A 19,610-nucleotide genomic window follows, 5' to 3' on the forward strand; every position below is an offset into this window, starting at 1 on the left:
CGTGTTAACGCAGTTGCGGGGGTTTGCGGCGCTATGCGCCGGGGTCCCCGGGTACGACGGTTCCCGGCACCCCTGGGGGATGCCGGGAACCGGGACGGACGCGGGGTGGATCAGGCCGCGTGGACCACGTCCTTCTCCTCCGCGAAGTGGCACGCCGACTCGTGGGCCGCCGGGGTGTCCTCGCCCTGGAAGCGCTCCGGGATGGCCAGGAGGGGGACCTCCTGGGCGCACTTGTCCTGGGCCTTCCAGCAGCGGGTGCGGAAACGGCAGCCGGAGGGCGGGTTGGCCGGGGACGGGACGTCGCCGGTCAGGATGATCCGCTCGCGCCCTTCCCGGGACTCCGGGTCGGGGACCGGGACCGCCGACAGCAACGCCTGGGTGTAGGGGTGCGTCGGGTGGTCGTAGATCTCCGTGTCCGTGCCGATCTCCGCCATCTTGCCCAGGTACATCACGCCGACCCGGTCCGAGATGTGCCGGACGATCGACAGGTCGTGCGCGATGAAGAGGTACGAGAGGTTGAACTCGTCCTGCAGCTTCTCCATCAGGTTGATGACCTGCGCCTGGACGGACACGTCCAGGGCCGAGACCGGCTCGTCGCAGATGATGATCTCGGGGTTGAGCGCGAGGCCCCGGGCGATGCCGATGCGCTGGCGCTGACCGCCCGAGAACTGGTGCGGATAGCGGTTGATGTACTCGGGGTTGAGGCCCACGACGTCCAGGAGGTCCTGGACCTTGCGCCGGCGGTCGCCCTTCGGCGCCACCTCGGGGTGGATCTCGAAGGTCTCCCCGATGATGTCACCCACCGTCATACGCGGGTTGAGCGAGGTGTACGGGTCCTGGAAGACCATCTGGATGTTGCGGCGTACGGCCTTCAGCGCGCGCCCGGACAGCTTGGTGATGTCCTGGCCCTTGTAGAAGATCTCGCCCGCGGTCGCCTTCTCCAGCATCATCAGCAGCTTGGCGACCGTGGACTTGCCACAGCCGGACTCGCCGACGATGCCGAGCGTCTCGCCCTGGTAGAGGTCGAAGGAGACCCCGTCCACGGCCTTGACCGCGCCGATCTGACGCTTGAACAGGATGCCCTGGGTCAGCGGGAAGTGCTTGACCAGGTTGCGCACCTGCAGGATCGGCTCACCGCGCTCGACCGGCGCCTCGATGGCGGCCACGGCCTCCTCGTCGGTGGCGGCGTCGACCGTCTCCACCTCGGTGACGTTGGGGGTGGCGTCCATGGACTCGTCCGTCTTGTCCAGCTCAGCCATGGATCGTCTCCTTCCAGAAATGGCACGCGCTGCCGCGGCCGACCAGCTCGACGCCGTCCCGCTCGGTGACGGGGTGCAGCGGCGGGATGTCCGTACGGCAGATGTCCTGCGCCATGGGGCACCGCGGGTTGAAGGCGCAGCCGGACGGGATACGCGTCAGGTTGGGCGGCAGGCCCTTGATCGCGTACAGGTCCTGGCCCTTCTGGTCGAGGCGCGGGATCGACTCGAGCAGACCCTTGGTGTAGGGGTGCGCGGGCCGCTTGTACAGCTCGTGCACGGGTGCGGTTTCCACGATCCGGCCCGCGTACATCACGGCGATCTTGTCCGCGACGTCGGCGACCACGCCGAGGTCGTGGGTGATCAGGATCAGTCCCATGTTGTACTCGCGCTGCAGGTCCGCGAGCAGGTCCATGACCTGCGCCTGGACCGTCACGTCGAGGGCCGTGGTCGGCTCGTCGGCGATGATCAGGTCCGGCTCAAGGGCGAGTGCCATCGCGATCATGATGCGCTGGCGCATGCCGCCGGAGAACTGGTGCGGGTAGTCCCCGACGCGCTCCTTGGCGGCCGGGATCTTCACGCGGTCCATCAGCTCGATCGCCTTGGCCTTGGCGTCCTTCTTGCTCAGGCCCTGGTGGACGCGGAACATCTCGCCGAGCTGGTAGCCGACGGACAGCACCGGGTTCAGCGCGGACAGCGCGTCCTGGAAGATCATGGCGATCTTCCTGCCGCGGATCTTGCGCCGGGCGTCGTTGGACATGCTGAGCATGTCCTCGCCCCGGTACAGGATCTGCCCCTGGGGGATCCGCCCGGGCGGCATGTCGAGGATGCCCATGATCGCCTGCGCGGTCACGGACTTGCCGGAGCCGGACTCGCCGAGCACGGCGAGGGTCTCGCCGGAGCGGACGGTGTAGTTGACGCCGTTGACGGCCTTGGCCACGCCGTCGCGGGTGTGGAACTCGACGTGCAGGTCGCGCACTTCGAGCAGGGGGACGTCACCCTCGGCCGCACCGCGCGGCTCGGGGACGTTCCGGGTCTCTTCGATGGTGGTCACGTACGCCCTCCTCAGCGCAGCTTCGGGTCAAGGGCGTCGCGCACCGCGTCGCCGAGCATGATGAACGCGAAGACGGTGAGGCTGAGCATGCCCGCCGGGAACAGCAGCGTGTGCGGGTTGTCCCGGATCACCTTGCTGCCCTCGGAGATGTCGATGCCCCACGAGATCGTCGGGTCGCTGAGGCCGAGGCCGAGGAACGACAGGGTCGCCTCGGCCGAGATGTAACCGCCGAGGGCGATCGTGGCCACGACGATGGTCGGCGCGATGGCGTTCGGCATCACATGGCGGAACAGGATCCGCGTGGTGCCGGCGCCGAGCGCCCGGGCCGCCGTCACGTAGTCGGCCTGCTTGGCCGTGATCACCGAGCTGCGGGTGACCCGCGCGATCGAGGTCCAGCCCAGACAGGCGAGGGCCAGGATGACCACGTACACCTTGCGCTCGGTGAAGGCGTTCAGGACGACCATCGTGCCGAGCAGGAACGGCAGGCCGAAGAAGATGTCGACGATCCGGGAGATCAACGAGTCGATCCAGCCGCCGAAGTAGCCGGCGAGCATGCCGAGCAGTCCGCCGAGCAGGGTGACCAGCGCGGTCACGCCGACGCCGACCAGGATGGAGGCGCGGGTGCCGTGGATGACCCGGGAGTAGATGGAACGGCCCTGCTGGTCGTAACCGAACCAGTCGGGCTGGAAGAAGTGCCCCAGCTCCGGCTTGCCCAGGTAGTGGTTGACCAGGTCGCCGTCGCGCGGGTCGACGCTGGTGAACCAGCCCGGGAAGGCGGCGATCACGAGCAGCAGGACCAGCAGCACCGAGGACACCCAGAACATGGGTCGGTGCCGCAGGTCGTACCAGGCGTCTCCCCACAGGGAACGAGGCTTCTCGCTCTTCTGGCCACTGCCCGGGGCGGTCAGGTCGACCGCCGGCGGGGCCACGGCGTCCACGGCCGCGGCGTCGGTGGTCTGGGCCTTGGTCACGTCAGGCATACCGGATCCTCGGGTCCAGGACCGCGTACAGCAGGTCGATGAGCAGGTTGATCAGGAGGATGACGAGGACGAGCACCGTCACCACACCCGTGACCGTCGAGCCCTCGCTCGTCTGGATCGCCCGGTACAGGAGGTTGCCGACCCCCTGGATGTTGAAGATGCCCTCCGTGATGACCGCGCCGCCGATGAAGCCGCCGACGTCCGTGCCGACGAAGGTGACGACCGGGATCAGCGAGTTGCGCAGCAGGTGGACACCGATGATGCGGCGCCGGGGCAGGCCCTTGGCCAGGGCGGTGCGCATGTAGTCGGCCCGCAGGTTCTCGGCGAAGGTCGTCCTGGTCAGCCGTGCCACGTAGGCCATGGAGAGCATGGCGAGGACGAAGGCGGGCAGGAACAACTGCGAGAAGTCCGTGGAGTCCTGGACGTTGGGCGGGAGCCATCCGAGTTCGTCGGCGAAGATGAACCGGGCGATGAAGCCCAGGACGAACACCGGGATGGAGATCACCGTCAGCGTGAAGACCAGAACGCCGGTGTCGGCGGCCTTGCCGGCCTTCAGACCGGCCCACGCGCCCAGGCCCACACCGATGATGATCTCGATGGTGATGGCCAGCAGCGTCAGCCGCAGAGTCACCGGGAAGGCCTCGCCCATGAGCTCGGTGACCGGACGGCCCGCGAGGTTCTTGCCGAAGTCTCCCTGGAGGAGATTCCACATGTAGTGGACGTACTGTTCGAGGACGGGCTTGTCGAAGCCGTACTCGCGCTTGATCTGCGCGATCTGTGCGGGATCGGGTGCCTTGTCCCCGTAGATGGCCCGGACCGGGTCGCCCGGCAGGATGTGGACCATCAAGAAGATCAACAGAGTTGTCCCGATGAAGATCGGGATCATCTGGAGCAGTCGCCTGGCGGCGTAGCGCCCCATCTTGCGCCTCCATGCCGTGAGGGGTCGGCGAGGCCTGCGCACTCATCTCTACCGCAGGTCGGGGGGTGAGGTGGAGGCCTGTGCCTACGGACCGGTGCCGCCGCTCCCCTGGAGGGAGGGGCGGCACCGGTCTGCGGTCGTCTTGTTACTTCTGCTTGACCTGGATGGTGTCGAAGATCGGGTCACCGTCCTGGCCGTACTCGATCTTGCCGAGGATGTTGGTCGACTGACCGCTGTTGACCTTGTAGAACCAGAGCGGGATCGCCGGCATGTCCTTGGCGAGGAGCTGCTCCGCCTCCTGGTACTTGGCCACGGTCTCGTCGATCGAGCTGGCCTTGTCCGCCTCGGAGCTCAGCTTGTCGAACTCCTTGTTGGAGTAACCGCTGGTGTTGCCCGCCGCGGTGCTGCCGTACAGGTCGCGCATGAAGTTCGAGTTGACCGGGTAGTCGAGCACCCAGCCACCGCGGTACATGGACTTGACCTGCTCGTTGTCACGGGCGTCGAGGTCGGCCTGGAAGGTCGGCTTCGGGTCGCCGGTGCACTCCACACCGGTGGACTTGCGGATCGAGTTGCAGACCGCGTCGACCCAGGGCTTGTGGTCCTGGTCGGCGTTGTACTGGATCTGGATCTTGTTGCCCGGGACGCCGCCACCCTCCTGGATGAGCTTCTTGGCCTGGGCCGGGTCGAACTTGACGATGTCGCCGAGCGCGCCCTTCTTGTAGCCGAGGACGCCGGGGGCGACGTAGGAGTCGGCCGGGGTACGCGTGCCCTGCAGGACGGTCTTGGTGATCGTCTGGCGGTCGATCGCCATGGACAGACCCTGGATGACCTTGGGGTCGATGTCCTTGAACTGCTTGGTGTAGAACGCCGGCACGATCGACTGGACGGCCGAGTACGGCTGGTCGATGGCGCGGTCGCCGAGGTCCGTCTTGTAGCTGGTCAGCGCGGTGGTCGGGACCTGCTCGATCCAGTCCACGTTGTTGGAGCGCAGGTCCGAGTAGGCGGCGTCGGCGGTCGTGTAGTTCTTGAAGTCGATGCCGCCGTTCTTGGCCTTGTTCGGGCCCTGGTAGTCCGCGAACTTGCGGACCTTGATGAGCTTGTTGTGCTCCCAGGAGACGAACTTGTACGGGCCGTTGCCGACCGGCTTCTCGCCGTAGGCCTTCGGGTCCTTGAAGAAGGCCTCGGGCAGCGGCGCCCACACGTCGTAGCCCAGCTTGTACGCGAAGTACGAGACCGGCTGCGTCAGCTTGATCGTGAAGGTGTTGTCGTCGACGATCTTCAGACCGGACATCTTGTCGGTCTTCGGGTCACCCTTCTCCGGGTGCACGTCCTCGAAGCCGACGATGTCGGAGAACCAGCTGGAGTTGGTCTGGTTGTTCTTGATGTTGGCCGACCAGTTCCAGGAGTCCACGTAGGACTTCGCGGTGACCGGCGTGCCGTCGTGGAACTTCCAGCCCGGCTTGAGCTTGACGGTCCACTCGGACGAGTCGTCGTTCGGGGTGACCGACTCGGCGTTGACGTACTCCAGCTTGCCGGTGCCGGGCTCGTAGTCGACCAGGCCGGCGAAGATCGTGCGCAGGACACGGCTGCCCTGGCTCTCCTTGGCGTTGGCCGGCTGGAGCGGGTTCTGAGGCTCGCTCAGCTGCGCAGTGACGATGCCGTTCGGGTCGGCCTTCCCCTTGTTCATGTCGTCGCCGGCACTGTCATCGCCGCCGCCGCAGGCGGTGGCGGCCAGGGCGACGACTATCGCCCCCGCGACCCACTTGGCGCTCTTGGCACCGCGCATGGGTTCCTCCTATGAAGTCATTGGTTCACCGCAAAGGGAGCACAGACAGACTGCCGCCACCGCCCGTCGCCGGTGCCGGAAATCGTCAGGTGCCCCCGCGCTCGTGAGTCGGCGCCGCCTCCAGCGAGTGACCCGTTCATCCGAGCTCTACGCGCCTAACTATCTGCCAAACGCCAGGAGCGAACCACACTCTCGAGGTCTCGGTTCGATCACAGCTCGCGCCTACATCTTCCAAAATCCGGACAAAGGGTTGGGTGAAAGATCCCTGCGAAACGGACTTGTTACACGAGTATCGACAACGAGTGCCCGAATAGCGGACGCGAGTGATCAAAATCCAGTTGCGCTCAGCGGCGGAAGATGCATCACGCCGCCGCGGGCCGGCAGCACATGAGGTGCCCCGGTGGACTGAGCAACTTTAGCCAGGCGAGCCACCCGGGCGCGCCCCAGCCGACGGCAGCCGCGCAGCGGTAGGGAAAACCCTCTATACATGCGACCGGCGCCAGCAGGACGGAGGCCGCATCGGTTGTGGAGGTCGCCCTCGACATCAGACGCTGGGCCGCAGTGACTCCCCGTTTCTCCCGCGCGACCGCTCTCCCCCGAGCGGCCGCGCATCGCCCCACCCAGTGGACGGCCGGCGCGTGCGGCGCGGTGCGACTCGGCGAACTCGTGGATCGCGTGCGCGGGTTGGCCTTCCCGGAGGCCTACGGTGCACGGCTCCCTGACGCACGGCACCGGGCACCCCGTCCGTACGGGGTGCCCGGTGCCGTCGTGCCGTGGTGCGTCAGCCGTGCTTGGCGCGGCTGGCGGCGCGGGCGCGCTCGCGGGCGTCCAGGTTCACCTTGCGGATGCGCACGGCCTCCGGGGTGACCTCGACGCACTCGTCGTCGCGGCAGAACTCCAGGGACTGCTCCAGCGACAGCTTGCGGGGCGGGACGATCGACTCGGTCACATCGGCCGTCGAGGACCGCATGTTCGTGAGCTTCTTCTCCTTGGTGATGTTGACGTCCATGTCGTCGGCGCGGGAGTTCTCGCCGACGATCATGCCCTCGTACACCTCGGTGCCCGGCTCGACGAAGAGCACGCCGCGCTCCTGGAGGTTGGTCATCGCGAAGGCGGTGACCGCGCCGGAGCGGTCGGCGACCAGGGAGCCGTTGTTACGGGTCTGGAGCGTGCCGAACCAGGGCTCGAAGCCCTCGTGGATGGAGTGGGCGATGCCCGTGCCGCGGGTCTGCGTCAGGAACTCGGTCCGGAAGCCGATCAGGCCGCGGGAGGGCACGACGAACTCCATGCGGACCCAGCCGGAGCCGTGGTTCGACATGTTGTCCATGCGGCCCTTGCGGACGCCCATGAGCTGGGTGACGGCGCCCATGTGCTCCTCGGGCACGTCCACGGTCATGCGCTCGACGGGCTCGTACGTCTTGCCGTCGATCTCCCGGGTGACCACCTGCGGCTTGCCGACGGTCAGCTCGTAGCCCTCGCGGCGCATGGTCTCGACGAGGATGGCCAGCGCCAGCTCGCCGCGGCCCTGCACCTCCCAGGCGTCCGGGCGCTCGGTCTCCAGGACCCGGAGCGAGACGTTGCCGATCAGCTCGCGGTCCAGGCGGTCCTTGACCTGGCGGGCGGTGACCTTGCGGTCCTTGACGGCCGCCTTGTTGTCGGCGCCCTTGCCGGTGGCGCCGCGGCCGACCAGCGGGGAGGTGTTGGTGCCGATGACCATGGAGATCGCCGGCTCGTCGACGGTGATCAGCGGCAGCGCGACCGGGTTCTCCGGGTCGGCCAGCGTCTCGCCGATCATGATGTCCGGGATACCGGCGACCGCGCAGATGTCACCGGGGCCGGCCTTCTCGGCGGGCTTGCGGGTGAGCGCCTCGGTCATCATCAGCTCGGAGATGCGCACGTTCTGGACGGACCCGTCGCGCTTCATCCACGCGACCGTCTGGCCCTTCTTCAGCTCGCCCTGCTGCACGCGCAGCAGCGCGATACGGCCGAGGAAGTTGTCGGCGTCCAGGTTGGTCACGTGCGCCTGGAGCGGGGCCGACTCGTCGTAGGTCGGGGCCGGGATGTGCTCCAGGATCGTCGAGAAGAACGGCTCCAGGCTGGTGGAGTCGCCCGGGACGGTGCCGTCGTCCGGCTTGGTGAGGGAGGCGATGCCGTCGCGGCCGCAGGCGTAGACGATCGGGAACTCGATCTGGTCCTCGTCGGCGTCCAGGTCGAGGAACAGGTCGTACGTCTCGTTGACGACCTCGTCGATCCGGGAGTCGGGGCGGTCCGTCTTGTTGATGCACAGGATGACGGGCAGCCGCTGCTGGAGCGCCTTGCGCAGCACGAAGCGGGTCTGCGGCAGCGGGCCCTCGGAGGCGTCCACGAGCAGGACGACGCCGTCGACCATCGACAGACCGCGCTCGACCTCGCCGCCGAAGTCGGCGTGGCCGGGGGTGTCGATGATGTTGATGGTGATGGGCTCCCCGCCGTCCTTGGGGTGGTACTTCACCGCCGTGTTCTTGGCGAGGATCGTGATGCCCTTCTCACGCTCCAGGTCGTTCGAGTCCATCATGCGGTCGTCGACCGAGTCGAGCTGGTGGGCGGCGAAGGCACCGGCCTGCTTCAGCATGCCGTCGACGATGGTGGTCTTGCCGTGGTCGACGTGGGCGACGATGGCGACGTTGCGGATGTCGTGGCGCGTGGCCATAAAGCGGCGATCTCCCGGAGTGTGAGGAAGGGGCTGTCGCGTACGTCTGTGTTACGCGGGCCCTGCCGGGCTCAACATGCCACGGCCTCACCCCATGGTACGGGTCTGTCACCGCTGAGGTGAGCCGGGATGCTTCGGCGCAGGTCAGGGCCTTGTCGCACGGCTTCCGGCCGGTCCGCAGGCGTGCCGGGCGGCCTCCCGGGCCAGAGCGGTGTCCGGGCGCTCGCCGCAGCCGCTCGCGCCGGCGATGTCGACCGTCCAGGTGCGGGCCCGGCCGGAGACGGTCCTGCCGTCCGGGCAGGTGTGGCGGAAGTCCGCGGAGACCTCCCGGACACCGGCGTACTGGTAGTACGCGCCCGGCGTGCGCGGGGTGACGCGGCCCTCGCCGAGCGCCGGGGCCCGCTGCCCGGGGTCGGTGAACGCCCAGGTGTCCCCGCCCGCCTGCGCCAGGGTGGGTGCGTCGGAGTCGATCTCCCCGGTCTCCTTGCCGAGGGAGAACAGGACCTCGGCGGCGAGCGGTGCCGGCCCGTCGGCGCGTACCGAGGGGACGGGCGTGTGGACGCGCCGTACCGGGTTGCGCAGCGCGCCGCCGCCCTCGTCCAGCCGCTCCGGACGCGAGACGCCGGTCAGCCGGTCGCGTGTGGTGACCGGGGACCAGGTGAAGGTGCCCTTCGCGCAGGCCCGCGCCCGGGGCGTGCCGCTCTCGCCCGGGGCGCTCCGGGCCCCCGGTTCCCCGGTGCACGCCGTCAGCGCCGCGATCAGCGCCCCGATGGCCAGGCCGGCCGCGCAGGCCCGCCGTACCGTGCCGTCCATGTGCCGGCCCCCGTCCCCCGTACGCGGACACCCGGCGTCCGCCCCATGATCACTGCCGGCCTCATGGTGGGGACGCCGGGCGGGCGGCGGCAAGGCATTTGAGCGTTTCCGGAGCTACCGGGCGGTCGAGCCGGTCACGGAGGGGCCCGGGGCGGGCTTGGCGCCCTTCTTCAGGAAGCCCATGTCCTCGTAAACCGGCGTGCCGAGGCCGAAGGCGCCCGCGTTGGCCAGGTTCGTGCGGGCCGCGAGGAGCTGGGGGCGCTGGAAGAGGGGGATGGATCCGGCCGCCGCCCAGATGCGGGAGTCGGCCTTGCGGATGAGGGAGCGGGACTTGCCCTCGTCGAGCGTGGCCACGGCCTCGTCGAAGAGCTGGTCGACCTGGTCGGTGCCGACGCGCGTGTAGTTCTGCTCGACGCTCAGCGAGCCGTCGGCGGCCGGGACGGGCTTGGCGTAGACGGGCCGGGCGTCGGTGGCGGGGTAGGCCGTGGCGGGCCAGGAGTACAGGGCGAGGTCGTACTGGCCGGAGGCGATGTGGTCCTTGAAGTAGGACTCGTCCGAGACCTTGGAGATCTCCGTGCCGATGCCGACGCGCTGCAGCATGCGCGTGATGCGGTCGGCGACCGTGCGCAGCGTCCGGGAGCCGGGCCCGGAGGGGAGCACGAAGCGGAGCGTGAGGGCCTTGCCGTTCTTGGCGAACGGGGCGGCCTCCCGGTTCGCCGGGGCGGCGGTGCCGCGCGGGGCGTACGCGCCGGGGGCGCCGCCGGGGTGCGGGTGCTTGTACTGCTTGCCGTCCTGGCCGGGTGCCTTGCCGTCCTCGGCGGCGCCGGAGGAGCCGTCGGCCTGTTCGCCCTCGGAGCCGGCCGCCTTCTCCTCCTTCTCCTTCCCTTTCTCCTTCTTCTGTTCCCCGACCGGGCCGCCGCGCACCCAGCCGGCGTCCGCGAGCAGGGCCTGGGCCTCCTCGGTGTCCTGGTCGCCGAGGGCGCCGCTGTTGTCGGCGTAGGCGGCCTGGCCGGACAGGGCCAGGTGGCTGCCGACCGGGACGGCGGGCAGGCCGAGGGGCTTGAGGACGGCCTCGGCGAGTTCCTTGCGGTCCAGGGCGCGGGCGACGGCCCGGCGGACCCGTTCATCGGCCAGGGGGCCCTCGGCGCCGTTCAGGGCGAGCTGGGTGAAGGCCGGCTCCAGGGACTTGCGCACCTCGAAGCCGCGCAGGGCCTGCTGCTGCCGGGCGTACTTGGCGGCCGCCTTGCGCAGTTTCCTGCGGGCGGCGGTCTCCTCGTCGGCCGCGTCCTCGTCACTGCCGTTGGCGACCGCCCACGAGCGCAGGGCGTCGGCGGCGGAGCGGTCGGCGCCCGGACCCATCAGGGGGCTGCTGGAGCTGGGCGGGCGGGCGGCGACGGTGATGCGGCGGGCCGCGGTGGGGTCGATCTCGGCCAGGTCGAGGGTGCCGGCGGCCAGCTCGGCGGCCCGCTTGTCGCGCGGGACGGTGCGCAGCTCGATCGTGGAGAGCTTGGCCGGCTCACCCCACCAGCGCGGGTTGCGGGCCAGCGTGATCCTGTCGTCCTCGGCGTCGACCTTCTTCACCGTGAAGGGGCCGGCGGTGACCTTGAGCTTCGTGCGGGCGCCGTCGTTGAAGGAGTCCGGGGTGCCCATGACGTCCTTCGGGTACAGCGGGGAGAACAGCGAGCGCCAGTCGGCGTAGGGGCGGCTGAAGGTGACCCGGACCTCCAGGGCGCTGTCGCCGCGCTCGATCTTCTGGATGCGGTCGTAGCCGGCGTTGCGGGCGGTCCAGTAGGCGGTGTCCTTGCCGGACAGGGCGCGCCACTGGGCGGCGAAGTCGGCGGCGCCGATCTCCCGGCCGTCGCTCCAGACGGCCTGCTGGTTGAGCTTGTACAGCACGACCTGCTTGGGCTCGGTCTCGACGACCTTCGCTGATTCCAGGTAGTCCGGGTTGCGTTCGGGCCGGCCGGAGTCGTCCATCCGGAACATCGACGGCAGGACGGCCTGGGCGACGCGGGTGGTGGTGGCGTCGGCGTCCGACTGGAAGGTGTTCAGCGTGTCGGGCACGGAGTCGACGGCCCAGCGCAGGGTGCCCCCGTCGGCGATCTTGTCGCGGGCGGCGGGCCCGATGTCCGGAGCGGCGAGCGGCTTGCCGGCCGGGTCCTCGGAACCGCACCCGGCGAGCGCGGGCACCGCGAGCACGCCCGCGGTGAGGAAGGCGACCGAGCGCGTGACCGCACGCGGGCCGACACCGTGCTGGGACATCTGTGCTACCTCCGGGGAGCCGCGGGCGTTACGATCACATTTGGCGGTATTTGGAGTTCATCTGATGTACGCGGCCACTGAAGAGGAAAGGGTTCGGCAACACAGGGCGACACGGCGGTCACGGACGGGAAGCCACCCATGCGGCCCAACGCACCGCCCGGTGCACCCACACACCTCGGCCAATCGATGCACATCCCTTCACAGCGCAAGGTGTGACGCGCAACACTCGCAGGCGCATGAACGCTGCCGCCTTGGGCCTCGAAGGACCCGTGGAAGTGAGGGCAAGTCATGTCCGTTCACGACGAACTGACCTCGGTCCAGCGCTGCCTCGACGACCTGCTGCGGTCGCTGGGGCGCCTGGAGAAGCAGCTCGGCACCGGCGGCCTGGAGGTACGCCGCGTCCGGGCCGACGCCAACCACCTGCGTGAGAGCCTCGCCCTGCTGCGTGAGGCAGCCGCCTCCCAGGCCGCGCCGAAGCGCCCCGAGCTCGTCACCATCTCGGACGCGCCGTACGACCCGTCCCTGTGGATCGACTCCGACGACGAGGGGCTAGGCGCCCGGGACCGGCGCGCTCCCTGACCGGGAGGGCGTGGAGCGACCGGCACCTCCCCCGCAACCGACCGGAGTCGTCACGTGGCCACTGGTACGGAACCCCCCGCCACCGAACCCCTTCCCGGCAGCGGCGGCGTACGGGCGGGTACGCGCGCCGCGATCGCCGCCCCGCACCTGCGCACCGACCGCTGGTGGCTGGCCCCGGCCGGCACGGCCGCCGGCCTGCTGGCCTTCATCGTCTACTCGACCTGGCGGGCCTTCGCGAACGCCGACTACTACGCGGCGCCGTACGTCTCGCCCTTCTACTCCCCGTGCCTGGCGGAGAACTGCGAGCCGATGCGGGCCGGCCCCAACGGGGACCTGTTCGGCAGCTGGTGGGGCATCTCGCCCGCGATCATCATCCTGATCTTCCCGCTGGGCTTCCGGCTCACCTGCTACTACTACCGCAAGGCGTACTACCAGGGCTTCTGGGCGTCCCCGCCGGCCTGCGCGGTGGCCGAGCCGCACAAGAAGTACACCGGCGAGACCCGCTTCCCGCTGATCCTGCAGAACGTCCACCGGTACTTCTTCTACGCGGCGATCCCCGTCGCGGGGATCCTCACCTACGACACCGTGCTCGCCTTCCGCGACGAGCACTACGCGTGGGGCCACATGGGCCTCGGCACCCTGGTGTTCCTGGTCAACATCGTGCTGATCTGGGCGTACACCCTCTCCTGCCACTCCTGCCGGCACATCGTCGGCGGCAAGCTCAAGCACTTCTCCCGGCATCCCGTGCGCTACCGGATGTGGCAGTGGGCGGGGAAGCTCAACGCCCGGCACATGCAGCTCGCCTGGGCGTCCCTGGTGAGCGTGGCGCTCGCCGACCTCTACGTCTACCTGCTCGCGTCCGGTGCCTTCGACGATCCGCGATTCTTCTGATGAGTGAGGCGTTCTGATGTCCGTGGTCGACCGGCAGGAGTGGGACGTCGTCGTGGTGGGCGCGGGCGGTGCCGGGCTGCGCGCCGCCATCGAGGCCCGTGAGCGGGGCGCCCGTACGGCCGTGATCTGCAAGTCGCTGTTCGGCAAGGCGCACACGGTGATGGCCGAGGGCGGCATCGCGGCGGCGATGGCCAACGCGAACGAGAACGACAACTGGCGGGTCCACTTCCGCGACACCCTGCGCGGCGGCAAGTTCCTCAACCAGTGGCGGATGGCCGAGCTGCACGCGCAGGAGGCGCCGCAGCGGGTGTGGGAGCTGGAGACCTGGGGGGCGCTGTTCGACCGCACCGAGGACGGCCGGATCTCCCAGCGCAACTTCGGCGGCCACGAGTACCCGCGGCTGGCCCACGTCGGCGACCGCACGGGCCTGGAGCTGATCCGCACCCTCCAGCAGAAGATCGTCTCCCTCCAGCAGGAGGACTTCCGGGAGACCGGCGACTACGAGTCCCGGCTGAAGGTCTTCCAGGAGTGCACGGTCACACGGGTGCTGAAGGCGGACGGACGCGTCGGCGGTGTCTTCGGCTACGAGCGCGAGTCGGGGCGCTTCTTCGTGCTGGAGGCGCCGGCCGTGGTGATCGCGACCGGCGGCATCGGCAAGTCCTTCAAGGTGACGTCGAACTCCTGGGAGTACACCGGCGACGGCCACGCGCTGGCCCTGCTCGCGGGCGCCCCGCTGCTCAACATGGAGTTCGTGCAGTTCCACCCGACCGGCATGGTCTGGCCGCCGTCGGTGAAGGGCATCCTCGTCACCGAGTCGGTGCGCGGCGACGGCGGGGTGCTGCGCAACTCCGACGGCAAGCGGTTCATGTTCGACTACGTCCCGGACGTCTTCAAGGACAAGTACGCCGAGTCGGAGGAGGAGGCCGACCGCTGGTACGACGACCCGGACCACAACCGGCGTCCCCCCGAGCTGCTCCCCCGCGACGAGGTCGCCCGGGCGATCAACTCCGAGGTCAAGGAGGGGCGCGGCTCCCCGCACGGGGGCGTGTTCCTCGACGTGTCGACGCGGATGCCCGCCGAGGTGATCAAGCGGCGGCTGCCGTCGATGTACCACCAGTTCAAGGAGCTGGCGGACGTCGACATCACGGCGGAGGCGATGGAGGTCGGGCCCACCTGCCACTACGTGATGGGCGGGATCGCGGTCGAGTCCGACACGGCGGCGGCACGCGGGGTGCCCGGGCTGTACGCGGCCGGTGAGGTCGCCGGCGGCATGCACGGCTCCAACCGGCTCGGCGGCAACTCGCTGTCCGACCTGCTGGTGTTCGGGCGCCGGGCGGGCTGGCACGCGGCCGAGTACGCGGCGGGACAGGCCGGGGCGCGCCCGGCCGTCGACGACGAGCAGGTCGACGCCGCCGCGGCCGAGGCGCTGCGGCCCTTCTCGGCGGAGGCGGAGACGGGCGAGCCGGCCGGGGGCCCGCCGGAGAACCCGTACACGCTGCACCAGGAGTTGCAGCAGACCATGAACGACCTGGTGGGCATCATCCGCCGCGAGACGGAGATGAAGCAGGCCCTGGAGAAGCTGGCCGAGCTGCGGGTGCGGGCGCGGCGGGCCGGGGTCGAGGGGCACCGGCAGTTCAATCCGGGCTGGCACCTCGCCCTGGACCTGCGGAACATGCTGCTGGTCAGCGAGTGTGTGGCGCGGGCCGCGCTGGAGCGCACCGAGTCGCGCGGCGGGCACACGCGCGAGGACCACCCGTCGATGGACCGCAAGTGGCGGCGGATCAACCTGCTGTGCGCGCTCGCCGACCCGGCGGGCGAACCCGCGGCGACGGACCCGGCCCGCGGCCGGATCACGCTCACCCGCGAGACCACCGAACCCGTCCGTGCCGACCTGCTCGCCTTGTTCGACAAGGAGGAGCTGGTCAAGTACCTCGCCGAAGAGGAGCTGTACGAATGAGCGGCTATGCGGCCCACTTCAAGGTGTGGCGCGGGGACGTGAGCGGCGGCGGCCTGGAGGACTTCGAGGTCGAGGTCAACGAGGGCGAGGTGGTGCTCGACATCATCCACCGGCTCCAGGCCACCCAGGCGCCCGATCTCGCCGTGCGCTGGAACTGCAAGGCCGGCAAGTGCGGTTCGTGCTCGGCGGAGATCAACGGCCGGCCGCGGCTGATGTGCATGACGCGCATGTCGGTGTTCGGCCGACAGGACACGATCACGGTCACGCCGCTGCGCGCCTTCCCGGTGATCCGGGACCTCGTCACGGACGTCGGCTTCAACTACCGCAAGGCACGGGAGGTCCCGGCCTTCGTGCCGCCGGCCGGGCTCGCCCCGGGCGAGTACCGCATGATGCAGGAGGACGTGGACCGGCCACAGGAGTTCCGCAAGTGCATCGAGTGCTTCCTGTGCCAGGACACCTGCCATGTGGTCCGCGACCACGAGGAGAACAAGCAGGCGTTCGCCGGCCCCCGCTTCCTCATGCGGGTCGCGGAGCTGGACATGCATCCGCTGGACGCGGCGGAAGAGGCGGGCCTGGACCGCAAGTCCACCGCCCAGGACGAACACGGCCTGGGCTACTGCAACATCACCAAGTGCTGCACGGAGGTCTGCCCCGAGGGCATCAAGATCACGGACAACGCCCTGATCCCGCTGAAGGAACGGGCGGTCGACCGCAAGTACGACCCCCTGGTCTGGCTGGGCTCGAAGATCAGGCGACGCTCGTCGGCGGGCTGATCACCGCCTGACCCGGTCCTCAGCGAGCAGGCCCCGGACGGTGTGCGGGTGCCGTCTTCCCGGGCCGCTGCCGGAGGTCGGGAGCGCCCCCAGGGGTGTCCTCGGAGGCGGGAGCGTCCCGTGAGGTGTCCTCCGCGGCGGGTGTGCCGGCCCGGGGGTGCCCGATCGCGGTCAGAACAGGCTCAGCAGCGCCTCCGCCGGATCCGGCAGGCCGTTCCCGCCGTCCGGGAGCGGGAGTTCGAACCAGACGGTCTTGCCGCGGGGTGTACGGCGTGAGCCCCAGGCGGCGCTGAGGAGGCCGACGAGCTGGAGGCCGCGTCCGCCCTCGTCCGTGTCGCGGGCCCGGCGGCGGCGCGGCTGGACCAGGCCGGAGTCCCACACCTCGCAGACCAGGGTGCGGTCCAGCAGCAGGCGGAGCCGGATCTCGCCCTCGCCGTAGCGCAGGGCGTTCGTGACCAGTTCGCTGACGAGCAGCTCCGTGGTGTCGACGAGGGGCTCCATGTCCCAGCTGAGCAGCTGGGCGCGCGCGTACTCCCGGGCCCGGCCCACGCTGCGCGGTTCGCGCGGCAGGGTCCAGTCGCCGACCGACTCGGTGGGCAGGCCCTGGACACGTGCCATCAGCAGCGCGATGTCGTCCTCGCCGTGGTGCGTGTCCAGGGTGTTGAGGACGTGGTCGCAGACGTCCTCCAGCGGCTGGGTGGGGTCGGCGAGGGCGCTGACGAAGGCCTGGAGGCCCTCGTCCAGCGGATGGTCGCGGCTCTCGACCAGACCGTCCGTGTACAGCGCGAGCAGGGCTCCCTCGGGCAGTTCGACCTCGACCTCCTCGAAGGGCTCGCCGCCGACGCCGAGCGGCATGCCCGGCGGCACGTCCAGCATCAGGGCGGCCTCGCCCGGTTCGACCAGGACGGGCGGCAGATGGCCCGCGTTGGCGAACGTGCAGCGCCGGGTGACGGAGTCGTAGACGGCGTACACGCAGGTGGCGAGGTAGACCTCCGACAGGTCCGCCTCCCGGGGGCGCCGGGCCGCCCGGGTCGCCTGCTGGACGCCGCCGGGTGCGCCGAGGTTGCGGGCGATCTCGTCCAGCTGGGAGAGCACCTCCGCCGGTTCGAGGTCGAGCTGGGCCAGTGTCCGAACGGCGGTGCGCAGTTCGCCCATGGCGACGGCGGCGCGCAGGCCGCGGCCCATGACGTCGCCGACGACGAGCGCGGTGCGGTGCCCGGGGAGTTCGATGACGTCGAACCAGTCGCCGCCGACCTCGCTGGGCCGGCCGGTGTTGGCGTTGCCGGGCAGGTAGCGGCAGGCGATGTCCAGGCCGGAGGCCTCCGGGTCGCCGGGCGGGAGCAGGGACCGTTGCAGTATCAGCGCGCGTTCGTGCTCGCGCCGGTAGAGGCGGGCGTTGTCGATGCAGACGGCCGCGCGCGCGGCGAGTTCGACCGCGAGGTCCCGGTCCCGGTCGCCGAAGGGCTCGCTGCCCTTGGCGCGGGCGAACTGCACCAGCCCGACGACGGTGTCGTGGGCGACCATCGGCACGGCGAGCGTGGACTGCACGAGCCCGCCGTCCTCGGGGGGAACGGCCTGCGGACGGGCGGTGCGCAGGGCGTCCGCGCAGGGCGAGTTGAACGGGTAGTGGTGGACGGCGCCGACCGAGACGGGCACGCCGGAACCGGCGAACGGGGCGTCGGAGACGGCGCTGGCGAACGCCACGCGCCGCAACTCCGCGCTGCCGTCGGCGAGCCCGGGCGGGGTCTCGTCACCGGCCAGCAGGCCCTGGTAGAGGTCGACGGTGGCCAGGTCGCAGAAGCCTGGGACGACGACGTCGAGGAGCTGGCGGGCGGTGGTCTCCAGGTCGAGGGAGTTGCCGATGCGGGCGCCGGCCTCGTTCAGCAGGGCGAGGTTGCGGCGGGCGGCGGCGGCCTCGCGGGCGGCGGCGCGGCGCGCGGTGATGTCGATGCCGAGCCAGGCGATCCCGATGGGCCGGCCCGAACCGCTGTTCACCCGGTACAGGTTGACGGACCAGTGGCGGCGCTCGTCGGAGCCCGGCACGAAGCCCGTGACGTGCATGTCGGTGATGGAGTTGCCGGTCTCCAGCACACGGCGCATGGTGGCGGCGACCCGCTCGGCCTCACCGCGCTGGAGGTAGTCGTGGACCCCCTTGCCGCGGTGCTCGTCGGGCGTGCCGCCGAAGATGGAGGCGAACCGCTGGTTGGCGCGGCGGACCCGCAGGTCCGGGTCGATCAGCAGGAAGCCGAACGGGGATTGACCGAAAATGGCCTGCGAGGCGGCCAGGTCGGTCTCGATGCTGCGCAGGGTGCGGACGTCGACGACGATGCAGACGGCGGCCTTCTCGCCGGCATCGGTGCGCGTCGGCATGACGTACACCTCGGCGAGGCCCTCGTGCCCGCACTCCCCGTCGGCGTCCTTCGGCATCCGGAAGGGCACCACGCCGGTCCACTCTCGGCCGTCGAGGATCTCGGCCATCTTGCGGGTGCCGCGCTCGCGCAGGTGCGGGTCGACGAAAGCGGCGATCGGGTCCATGCCGACGGCGCGCGCGGCGGGGATGCCGAAGAGGTGCTCGGCGCGCAGGCTCCACTGGTCGACCAGCCCGTCCGGGCCGATGGAGAAGGACGCGACCTTGATGTAGTCGTAGATGGATCCGGGGGGGCTGCTCTGCCACATGGCGTCCCCGGCCGGGACCCCGTCGGCCGCGAGCGCGCCCGGGACCGCGGAGGCCGGGCCGTCCGCGGCCCTCGCCCTCGCGCCCTCCGACGGGTCCTCGGACTCCGTGGCCTTCGCTGGTATCTCGCTCACGCGAACCGTCCCCTCCAGCTCACCGCGCCCGGCACCGGTCACCAGGGGCGGCTGCCCGCAGTATCCAGCACTACGGTGCCGCACAACACGGTGTTCACGATCACAGCACGGTCCCGATGGTTTTCGGTCCGGACCGTGAGAACACTTCCAGTCTTCTAACCAGGGGACACGTCGTCGAATCCCTCGCGCCGACAACCGCCACTGGCCTGAACCATTCGCTCTACAGCGGTACCGGGTACGTACACCGTTTTTTCACTCCGGCACCGCCAGTTCGAACCACACGGTCTTGCCCTCGCCGCCGGGCCGGGTGCCCCAGCGGCGGGAGGACGAGGCCACCAGTTGCAGGCCTCGGCCGCTCTCGTCCTCGGGCCGGGCGGCCCGCTCGCGGGGCGGGTCCGGCAGCGGGTCGGACACCTCGACCAGCAGCACGCCGTCCAGGCCGGAGGGACGGACCAGGCGGACTCCGATGGGGCCGGTGGCGTGCCGCAGGGCGTTGGTGACCAACTCGCTGACGAGCAGGGCCGCGAGGTCGGCGAGGCTGTCCAGCTCCCAGCCGCGCAGCCGGGCCCGGACGGCCTGCCGGGCGGTGCGCACGGCGTCGGGCGCGGCGGGGAAGGTCCACTCGGCGCGGTCGCCCTCGGTGTCGATCACGCCGATCACTTCCCTGCCGGCAGGCCCACCCATGTCCGCTTTCATGGGGTTAATGGGCACATACCCGATATCCAGGGCGGAGTACCGCGCGGTGCGGCGCACTGTGGCACGAAAGGCGTACACGGCGCCGCGGGTGCACTCACCCCGCACCGCACGCCCCCGGCCGGCCTCGAGCGCCGGGCGGCGTCAGGT

General features: G+C 70.2%; 14 protein-coding genes. 4 read left to right on the forward strand and 10 right to left on the reverse strand.

The features are described 5' to 3' along the window. Positions 1-110: 110 nt before the first annotated feature. The 8 genes from ACF07N_RS08340 to ACF07N_RS08375 all read right to left on the reverse strand — a co-directional run bounded on the left by ACF07N_RS08340 (position 111) and on the right by ACF07N_RS08375 (position 11,759). Positions 111-1,259 carry an ABC transporter ATP-binding protein gene (locus ACF07N_RS08340; RefSeq protein ID WP_383324205.1) on the reverse strand — a complete coding sequence of 383 codons (1,149 nt, stop codon included), beginning with the start codon at positions 1,257-1,259 and terminating at the stop codon, positions 111-113. Continuing rightward, on the reverse strand, positions 1,252-2,310 hold the full coding sequence (locus tag ACF07N_RS08345) for an ABC transporter ATP-binding protein (protein ID WP_383324208.1): 1,059 nt from the start codon (positions 2,308-2,310) through the stop codon (positions 1,252-1,254). Before ACF07N_RS08345 ends, ACF07N_RS08340 begins: the two co-directional genes overlap by 8 nt. 11 nt (positions 2,311-2,321) lie before the next feature. Beyond that, positions 2,322-3,290 (reverse strand): ABC transporter permease, encoded by a 969-nt coding sequence (locus ACF07N_RS08350; protein WP_383324211.1) that lies wholly within the window; start codon positions 3,288-3,290, stop codon positions 2,322-2,324. After that, the gene (locus ACF07N_RS08355) at positions 3,283-4,209 is read right to left on the reverse strand and encodes an ABC transporter permease (RefSeq protein ID WP_392109833.1); all 927 of its coding nucleotides are present in this window, start codon (positions 4,207-4,209) and stop codon (positions 3,283-3,285) included. The genes ACF07N_RS08350 and ACF07N_RS08355 overlap by 8 nt, the downstream gene beginning before the upstream one ends. 145 nt (positions 4,210-4,354) lie before the next feature. Continuing rightward, positions 4,355-5,995 carry an ABC transporter substrate-binding protein gene (locus tag ACF07N_RS08360; RefSeq protein WP_383324217.1) on the reverse strand — a complete coding sequence of 547 codons (1,641 nt, stop codon included), beginning with the start codon at positions 5,993-5,995 and terminating at the stop codon, positions 4,355-4,357. 781 nt (positions 5,996-6,776) lie between these two features. Continuing rightward, positions 6,777-8,684, reverse strand: coding sequence for a translational GTPase TypA (gene typA / locus ACF07N_RS08365; RefSeq protein ID WP_383324223.1), 1,908 nt, complete (start codon positions 8,682-8,684; stop codon positions 6,777-6,779). A gap of 144 nt (positions 8,685-8,828) precedes the next feature. Continuing rightward, positions 8,829-9,497 (reverse strand): hypothetical protein, encoded by a 669-nt coding sequence (locus ACF07N_RS08370; RefSeq protein WP_392109838.1) that lies wholly within the window; start codon positions 9,495-9,497, stop codon positions 8,829-8,831. A 114-nt stretch (positions 9,498-9,611) separates the two neighbouring features. Further along, on the reverse strand, positions 9,612-11,759 hold the full coding sequence (locus tag ACF07N_RS08375) for an ABC transporter family substrate-binding protein (RefSeq protein ID WP_392109841.1): 2,148 nt from the start codon (positions 11,757-11,759) through the stop codon (positions 9,612-9,614). Positions 11,760-12,047: 288 nt separating this feature from the next. Here ACF07N_RS08375 and ACF07N_RS08380 point away from each other — a divergent pair, with 288 nt between their 5' ends. From ACF07N_RS08380 to ACF07N_RS08395, 4 genes are read left to right on the forward strand one after another with little or no spacing between them, the layout of a single operon-like run. Beyond that, positions 12,048-12,338, forward strand: a complete 291-nt coding sequence (locus ACF07N_RS08380; RefSeq protein ID WP_383324232.1) for a hypothetical protein — start codon at positions 12,048-12,050, stop codon at positions 12,336-12,338. A gap of 54 nt (positions 12,339-12,392) precedes the next feature. After that, entirely contained in the window at positions 12,393-13,229 is an 837-nt protein-coding gene (locus ACF07N_RS08385; RefSeq protein ID WP_392109844.1) for a hypothetical protein, read from the forward strand. Between the two features lie 16 nt (positions 13,230-13,245). After that, positions 13,246-15,186 (forward strand): fumarate reductase/succinate dehydrogenase flavoprotein subunit, encoded by a 1,941-nt coding sequence (locus ACF07N_RS08390; protein WP_392109847.1) that lies wholly within the window; start codon positions 13,246-13,248, stop codon positions 15,184-15,186. Continuing rightward, positions 15,183-15,959 (forward strand): succinate dehydrogenase/fumarate reductase iron-sulfur subunit, encoded by a 777-nt coding sequence (locus ACF07N_RS08395; RefSeq protein WP_392109850.1) that lies wholly within the window; start codon positions 15,183-15,185, stop codon positions 15,957-15,959. The genes ACF07N_RS08390 and ACF07N_RS08395 overlap by 4 nt, the downstream gene beginning before the upstream one ends. Positions 15,960-16,130: 171 nt before the next feature. On the opposite strand, the gene ACF07N_RS08400 is transcribed toward ACF07N_RS08395, so the two are convergent. Both ACF07N_RS08400 and ACF07N_RS08405 read right to left on the reverse strand, forming a co-directional pair. Then, on the reverse strand, positions 16,131-18,767 hold the full coding sequence (locus ACF07N_RS08400) for a SpoIIE family protein phosphatase (protein WP_383324246.1): 2,637 nt from the start codon (positions 18,765-18,767) through the stop codon (positions 16,131-16,133). Between the two features lie 252 nt (positions 18,768-19,019). Next, positions 19,020-19,451 carry an ATP-binding protein gene (locus ACF07N_RS08405; RefSeq protein WP_383394598.1) on the reverse strand — a complete coding sequence of 144 codons (432 nt, stop codon included), beginning with the start codon at positions 19,449-19,451 and terminating at the stop codon, positions 19,020-19,022. Positions 19,452-19,610: the final 159 nt, after the last annotated feature.

The organism is Streptomyces sp. NPDC015242 (genome assembly GCF_043079125.1).
In the GTDB taxonomy this organism is placed as follows: Bacteria; Actinomycetota; Actinomycetes; order Streptomycetales; family Streptomycetaceae; genus Streptomyces.